Genomic DNA, 7,015 nt, shown 5'->3' with positions numbered 1-7,015 from the left:
AGGCTCAGCTGAGGAATTTGTTGTTTGAACCAGGCTTTTCCACTGTCTCTGGGGTAAATAACCTCTCTGGACGTGGTGTTGGTCTTGATATTGTTCTAAACCAGGTCAAAGCTCTGCGGGGTTCGGTAATGGTTGATTCTTCTGCCGACCTTGGCACCAGATTTAGACTACAAATTCCCCTGAGTTTAACCATAGATAAGTTACTCCTGTGTCAGGCTGGAAACCAAGTTTATGGGTTGATCACTGATCAAGTCAAGCAAATTATTATTCCTCAGGAACACCAGCTCCGAAGTTGGGAAGATGGTAAAATCCTTGACTTGGGTACCGGCAGTGATCAGCAACTGGTTAAAGTCTACCAACTTGGGCAAGTCCTAGATTATTCCTCTGTGGCAAATCCATTCTCGGTAACCCATCCCCATCAGCCTGTTGTTCCTAAAGAGACAATTAAACCAATCATTGTGATCCATTACCAGGATCAGCTTGTCGGTCTGGAAGTAGACCAACTGTTGGGAGACCAGGAGTTGGTGATTCGTCCTTTGGGCACAATGATTGTGCCACCCCCCTATGTCTATGGGGGCAGTATTCTCGCCGATGGTCGGTTGACATTGGTGCTCGATGGGACTGAATTGATCCAGTACTTGTCTGACCAGCACACCGATGGCAGTCAAAGGTTACAGGTTGGCACATTGAAGGTTGAAAGCAAAAGCTATGACCAAGCCACCGAACCGATAGAAATCCTTTCGCAAAAGCAGCTTCCACCTTCAACGGTTGAACCGTTCTGGGTCAGACGTAAGCCCAAGGTACTCGTCGTAGATGATTCGATCACCCTGCGCCAAACTCTAGCGATGACCTTAGAAAAGAATGGCTATCAAGTGTTTCAAGCCCAGGATGGTTATGAAGGTATTGAGCAACTACAGCATCAAACAGACATACAGTTGGTGATCTGTGATATTGAGATGCCTCGCATGAATGGGTTTGAGTTTCTCAAACACTGTCAGCTTGACCCAGCTTTGGTAGATATTCCTGTCGTCATCCTCACCTCCCGCAGTAACGATAAACACCGCTTGATTGCTACACAGTTGGGGGCAAAGGCTTATATCACTAAGCCCTATTTGGAACACAAATTGTTGACAACAGTAACCGATGTTATTGAGCCCATTTAACCTTAAAGCTAGCTATAGCAGTTGTCAATTGGATTAGGTAGTTAAAAAAGCGATGCATGACGCTCCACAACTAGACAAGTTCATGGTTTTTCAGATTGCTGACTATTCCCTATGTCTTCCAATTATGGATGTCCTGAAAGTGGTAAATTTTTCCACTGAAATCAAAAGGGAGATGAAAACTATGGGATTAGTTCAGCTAGGCAAGCATGCCATTAAGGTTTGGGATTTACATCAGCAGTTGGGGGATGGTAGTTTACCTCACCTAAGCCCTAACCAAAGGTTCTTAGTAATTATTCGTCCTAGGGACTCCGAACTTTGGGGAATTTTTGTGGATGATCTACCCAATTTGGTGGAGTTACCCCAAGACATGATGCGACCTATCCCGAAGTCTTACCGTCAGTCCAGTGTTTTGGAGATGATATCTCATGTAGCTGTTATATCAAACGAAGCATCTACTCAGAAAATTTTTCTTTTGGATTTACAGCAAGTTGGTGCCTTGACCCCTTAACCCTCAACAGTGATAGCCCTGCGCCCAAAGTCCCTGTCTTGATGCAAAGCGCGAGGGTTTTGGGTCTGTGTGGGTCACCTGCTTCCGGACCTGTCTTGATGCAAAGCGCGAGTGGGGGAAACCACAGCAGTTGCTCATGGGGGGAACCCCCGCATGAAGGCACTGCCTTCCCAAGACCGCTTAGGTGCGACCCGTGATGGCGAGCAATCCCTTGACCTTAGGTCACGCGGGGCGCGTTCGCCATCACGGGTCGCACCTCTGCATTGCTATTAATAAACAATTAGTTCCGATTTTGCTTTTGTTTCCCGAAAGTGACAGAAGTTGGGACAGCCCGCTGGTGTAACGCACCACCCAAAGCCTCGCCCTCATTTTCCGCCTCTTCGTGTCTGGTTTAGATAGCCCGCCGGTTTAACGCACCACCGGGTCAAACAGCTTTAATGAGATGCACCCCACGAAACTCAGTACACACGATTATTTCGCAGTTAATTCTTTTGAAAATAAATAATCTTTTTTTTAAAGACTTAATAAAGTTAGCTGGATTTTGTGGCTAATGTTACCGAGAGATGCTACATTTGCATGTTAGCAAAGTATACTACGACAATTAGCGGATATTAATCGTTATATATAGTTATGATTAAGGCAGTATAACTTTTGTTAAACTTTAATTCAATAACCCTTATTTAAGGTAAAATTAAGCCAAGTAAGCTACTAATTTAATTGAATTAGACTAACAGAGTTTTGCTGATGGTTAGTGAAACTCGATAATGGTGCATCTCCACAACCCTGGCTTGACGTGTCTGCTAACATTACCAGTTTGGTGCATTTCTACAAAACCAGGATTTACGCAAAACTGGGCTACAACCCCTATAATTTTTAACACATATACAAATAGAGTAGCTGCGTAAGTTCTGAAAACTATACACAATATCAGGATTAAAAATCATAGCTATTAGGTCTTAGGTATCTACGTATTAGGGTATTAGGACAGGGGCACTTTAAAACCTCCGTGCTAATAGAGGCGCTAACAAACTAAGATTATTACTTGTTAAATATTCATTGTTAATTGTTAGTTAGTTACTAATTACTAGTGGCATTGCTATATATCCATAGAGACACCAATGACGACTCCAAAAGTATTGACCACCGACAAACTGGCACAACAGATTCAAGCTTGCGCAAAAGAGCAATTGACTGGTCGGTTGGAGATTGAAGATCCCCAAGGTCAGCAGTGGAGTCTTTTTTTCCACTTGGGTCGTTTGACTGGGGGTGCTAGTAAAATGCATCCCATTCGTCGTTGGTGTCGGCAGTTGTCTGTACACTGCCCAGAACTATCAGCATTTCCTGTGTGTCAGGGGTCGTCGGCTCAGCCGGTGTATTGGGATTACCCATCTCTAGCAGAACTAGTTAGACAGGGGAAAGTACCGCTAAAACAGATGAGGTCGGTTGTTGCTGGCAACTGTACCGAAATACTCTTCGATATCATCCAACGGCAGGAACAACTCCGCTGTGGTTCATCACAGCAACTAACTTACAGGCAGATTCCTCAAGAGACTATTGATTCAACCTCTGATTCAACTTTTGATTCAAGCTTGGTAGTCATTCGAGCTTCACAAATTTGGCAACAGGCAACGCTGGCTTGGGAACCTTGGCAACAGGCTGGTTTGGTAAATATTTCTCCTTCTTTGGCTCCGGTGATCTGGGATGCTGACAAATTGCGACAGCAGACCTCATTACTGGCCTACCATAACCTGACTACCTTGGTGGATGGCGATCGCACTTTGAGGGATTTAGCTCTGAGGTTGAAACAGAATCTTTTGGCTCTGACCCAATCAATCATGCCCTATATCAGATTACAGGTCATGGGTCTGATCTCCGTTGGGGACTTCCGCTGTGATACTCACTTTAATCAAGCCACTAATCGAATGCCAGAAACTGCTGGAAGAAAAGGAGGACCAATTCAGACATTACCAGCTAGTCCCTTGGTAGTTTATATCGAAGACAGCCAAATTGATCGGCTGACCATGAGTCAAATTCTTGCCAATGCTGGCTATCGATTTATCAATGTTCAAGACCCGATCAAAGCCTTGCCGACCTTGCTAAAGCACAAACCACAGCTGATCTTCTTGGATTTGGTCATGCCGGTTTTAAATGGGTATGAAATTTGTGCACAAATTCGTCGGGTTTCGGTGTTTCAAGACACCCCAGTGATTATGGTCACCAGTAATGACGGAATTGTAGACCGAGTGCGGGCAAAAATGGTTGGTTCTACGGACTTTTTAGCAAAGCCTATTACTCGGTCAAAGGTATTGACAATTCTACAAAGGCATGTCGGGGTTAGTCATAATATCCTGTCCGGTTGAAGACTTACTTTAATAGTTTAGCAAAAGGAACAGGGAACAGGGAACAGGGAACAGGGAACAAAAATTTTTACAACTAATTTAAAATACCTATTAACTGATTTTACTAATTATTAGTATAGAGTAAACAAATTTTATGACTACAGTCCTTTTGGTTGAAGATAGCTTGACAGAAAATGAGATGCTAAGTGGTTACCTCAGAGAAGCTGGTCTCAAGGTAGTTAGTGTCACAAGTAGTGAGGATGCCCAGATCAAACTCCAGTCCCAGAAACCAGATGTGGTGATTCTCGATGTGATTTTGCCAGGACAAAGCGGGTTTGAACTTTGCCGGGAACTCAAGACTAATTCCAACACCCAAACCATCCCAGTGGTGATTTGCTCAACTAAAGGAACTGATGCTGACAAACTCTGGGGTTCGATGCTGGGAGCTGATGCCTATTTACCTAAACCGATAAACCAACAAGAACTAATACAAACAATCCAGCAATTGTTAGGTATTAGGTATTAGGTATTAGGTGTTAGGTGTTAGGTATTAGGTATTAGGTATTAGGTAATGTTGAACTCCCTTGACCCAGTGGTAACACAAACAAATCTTGACCTACTAAACTTAGATCCACTAACCCCAGAAACCCGAGTGCGGTTGCTGCGTTTTCCTATTGGCAAAAAGGATAGTATTCTGTTGCCCCTAGAGCAGATTACCGAAATTATCAGGGTGAATGTACCAGACGTTCTGCTGGTGCCGGAAATGCCCAGTTGCATTTTGGGCATTGGTAATTGGCGCTCAGAAATGCTCTGGTTGGTAGACCTAAACCAGCTGGTTGGCTATCCACCTTTGTCGGAGCTTGGGCAAGTTTCGGTATCTCCTGTGGCCATAGTGGTTCAGGTCAATGACCAGTCTGTGGGTCTGGTGGTATCGCAAGTCAATGAGATTGAGTTACATGAATTGGAGCAACTCCAGGCAGCATCTCCTGGCTTATTTCCTCAATCGCTACTGCCTTTTCTCCTGGGTTACCTACCTGGGGATGGGGGTGCAGTCTTGGATGTCACGGCTATTACTAAGTGTCCCCTATGGCAGACACATCAAGCAGGGGAGTCTTGGGGAGGGGAGTCTTGAGGTTTTTCGACTTAGCCTCCTCGGAAATCTGGCAATTGATCAGGGCAATCATGATGAGTTTTGATCAACCAAATCAATCCCATCAAATCAATTATGACTGGTTGACAAGCTCGTCACTAACTCTGCCGATTGAACAGTCGATTGGCAGGCTTACTACCGACTCGATTGCCTCTGAGATGCCATCATGGTCGGCAATTTTCCCTAAACCAGATGTTGAAAAAACCGAAACTATAACTATGCCACAATTTGATCAATCTGAGGAAATACTCAGTTCTAAGTCCCAACTCAATCAATCATCGAGTAATGGCAATGGCAAGGGAACACCTACCGGGGTTAAGTTTCACCTAGCCGTGGATATTGAGCAACACTGCAAGGGTGAGCGACAGTGGTTATTCCACCTGGCCACCCAGATGCGCAAAGCAGAAACTAGTGATGCCCTGTTGAGCACCACCGTGACTGAGGTTAGTCAGCGTTTACGGGTAGACCGAGCCTTGATTTTTCGCTTCCAGTCGGAGAATCGGGGTACGGTGCTAGTTGAGTCCATGGTGGGTGGCTATACTCCCAGCCAGGGGGAGTACCTGCCGGTGATGGCTTTTGGGGCATTGAATCGGTCAGCCTACGAGCAACAGGAACTTGTAGCCCTTAATGATATTAATGACCGGGCTCTGAGTCCGTTTCAACTCCAACTGCTAGAACGATTCCAGGTCAAAGCTAGCTTAAGTCTACCGATTTTGATCGAGGGGCAACTGTGGGGCTTACTGGTGGTGCAACAATGTTCTGGTTCCCGGGAATGGCAGGAAGCTGACATTAGTCTGCTCTACCAAGTTGTGACTGAACTTCGGCTAAGTCTACAGCCAGTGGAATTTAGTACCCGACGGCGAGAGCAGGTGAAGCAGGAAAAGGTTTTGGCTCAAATCTTGGCCACAATTGCACCGTCAAATGTGCCGGAGATTGCCCTGGGCAATATTTGTGAACAACTGCGCCTGTTTTTCAAGGCGGATCGGGTAGTGGTTTATCGCTTCAATGGAGACTGGAGTGGTGAATTTGTGGCTGAGTCAGTTGCAGAGGGTTGGGTGAGGCTGCTCCAAGACCAAAAGCAAAATCCTAACCTGACATCAGCAGATATATTGTCCTCTCAGCGCTGTACGGTTAAGCAAATCGGATCCGTGGCCAGCCCTACTACCGATACTTATTTAAAGCAGACACAAGGAGGCAGCTATTTCAAAGGTCAGCAGGTAGAGCGAGTTGACGACATCTATGCCGCTGGTTTTTCTCAGTGCTACATTGAAACCTTAGAAAAATATCAGACCAAGGCTTATATTATAGCCCCAATCTTTAATAGTGAACACCTCTGGGGCTTATTTGCCGTTTACCAGAACTCTCGCCCTCGGCGCTGGCTTGATAGTGAAGTTACGCTGCTGTCACTACTGAGTGACCGTCTCAGTAGTATTCTCAAACAATTGGACATTACAGCCCAGCTACAGGAGAAATCGGAGCAACTCGATATTGCTGTTCAGGGGGAAAAAATAGCAAGTCGCTTGCTTGATAAAATACTTAAGAGTTCCGACATCAAGAGTGTTTTCCAGACTGCTACTGAAGAAATCCGGCAGCAGCTCAAGTGCGATCGCGTCGCTGTGTATCGCTTCAATCGAGACTGGAGTGGTGAGTTTGTGGCTGAGGATGTGGCACATGGTTGGATACCATTAGTTGGATCGAGTATTAAAAAAGTCTGGCGCGATACCTATTTGGAGGAAACCCAAGGGGGTAGGTATCGCCACAATGAAACCTTAGCGGTTGATGACATTTACAAAGTTGGTCACGATCAATGTCACATTGACCTGTTGGAGCAATTTCAGGCTAAAGCTTATGTGAT

Annotated in this window: 6 protein-coding genes; all 6 read left to right on the top strand. The window is 45.2% G+C overall.

What is annotated here, in order from left to right; translation table 11 throughout:
• A partial coding sequence (locus tag AC4II3_RS30145; protein WP_490722994.1) for a response regulator occupies positions 1–1,163 on the top strand: 1,163 nt, incomplete at its 5' end.
• A gap of 52 nt (positions 1,164–1,215) precedes the next feature.
• A complete protein-coding gene (locus AC4II3_RS30140) occupies positions 1,216–1,671 on the top strand; it encodes a chemotaxis protein CheW (RefSeq protein WP_490722993.1) in 456 nt (151 codons plus the stop codon).
• A 1,118-nt stretch (positions 1,672–2,789) separates the two neighbouring features.
• The gene (locus AC4II3_RS30135; protein ID WP_490722992.1) at positions 2,790–4,031 is read left to right on the top strand and encodes a response regulator; all 1,242 of its coding nucleotides are present in this window, start codon (positions 2,790–2,792) and stop codon (positions 4,029–4,031) included.
• A 133-nt stretch (positions 4,032–4,164) separates the two neighbouring features.
• Positions 4,165–4,536, top strand: a complete 372-nt coding sequence (locus AC4II3_RS30130; protein WP_490722991.1) for a response regulator transcription factor — start codon at positions 4,165–4,167, stop codon at positions 4,534–4,536.
• A gap of 45 nt (positions 4,537–4,581) precedes the next feature.
• A complete protein-coding gene (locus tag AC4II3_RS30125; protein ID WP_490722990.1) occupies positions 4,582–5,142 on the top strand; it encodes a chemotaxis protein CheW in 561 nt (186 codons plus the stop codon).
• A partial coding sequence (locus tag AC4II3_RS30120) for a GAF domain-containing protein (RefSeq protein WP_490722989.1) occupies positions 5,097–7,015 on the top strand: 1,919 nt, incomplete at its 3' end. The genes AC4II3_RS30125 and AC4II3_RS30120, both read left to right, overlap by 46 nt.

The sequence above is a fragment of the Moorena sp. genome (assembly GCF_982860115.1).
The sequence above is the reverse complement of the archived record's forward strand: the minus strand, read 5'-3'. Positions and strand labels throughout refer to the sequence as shown.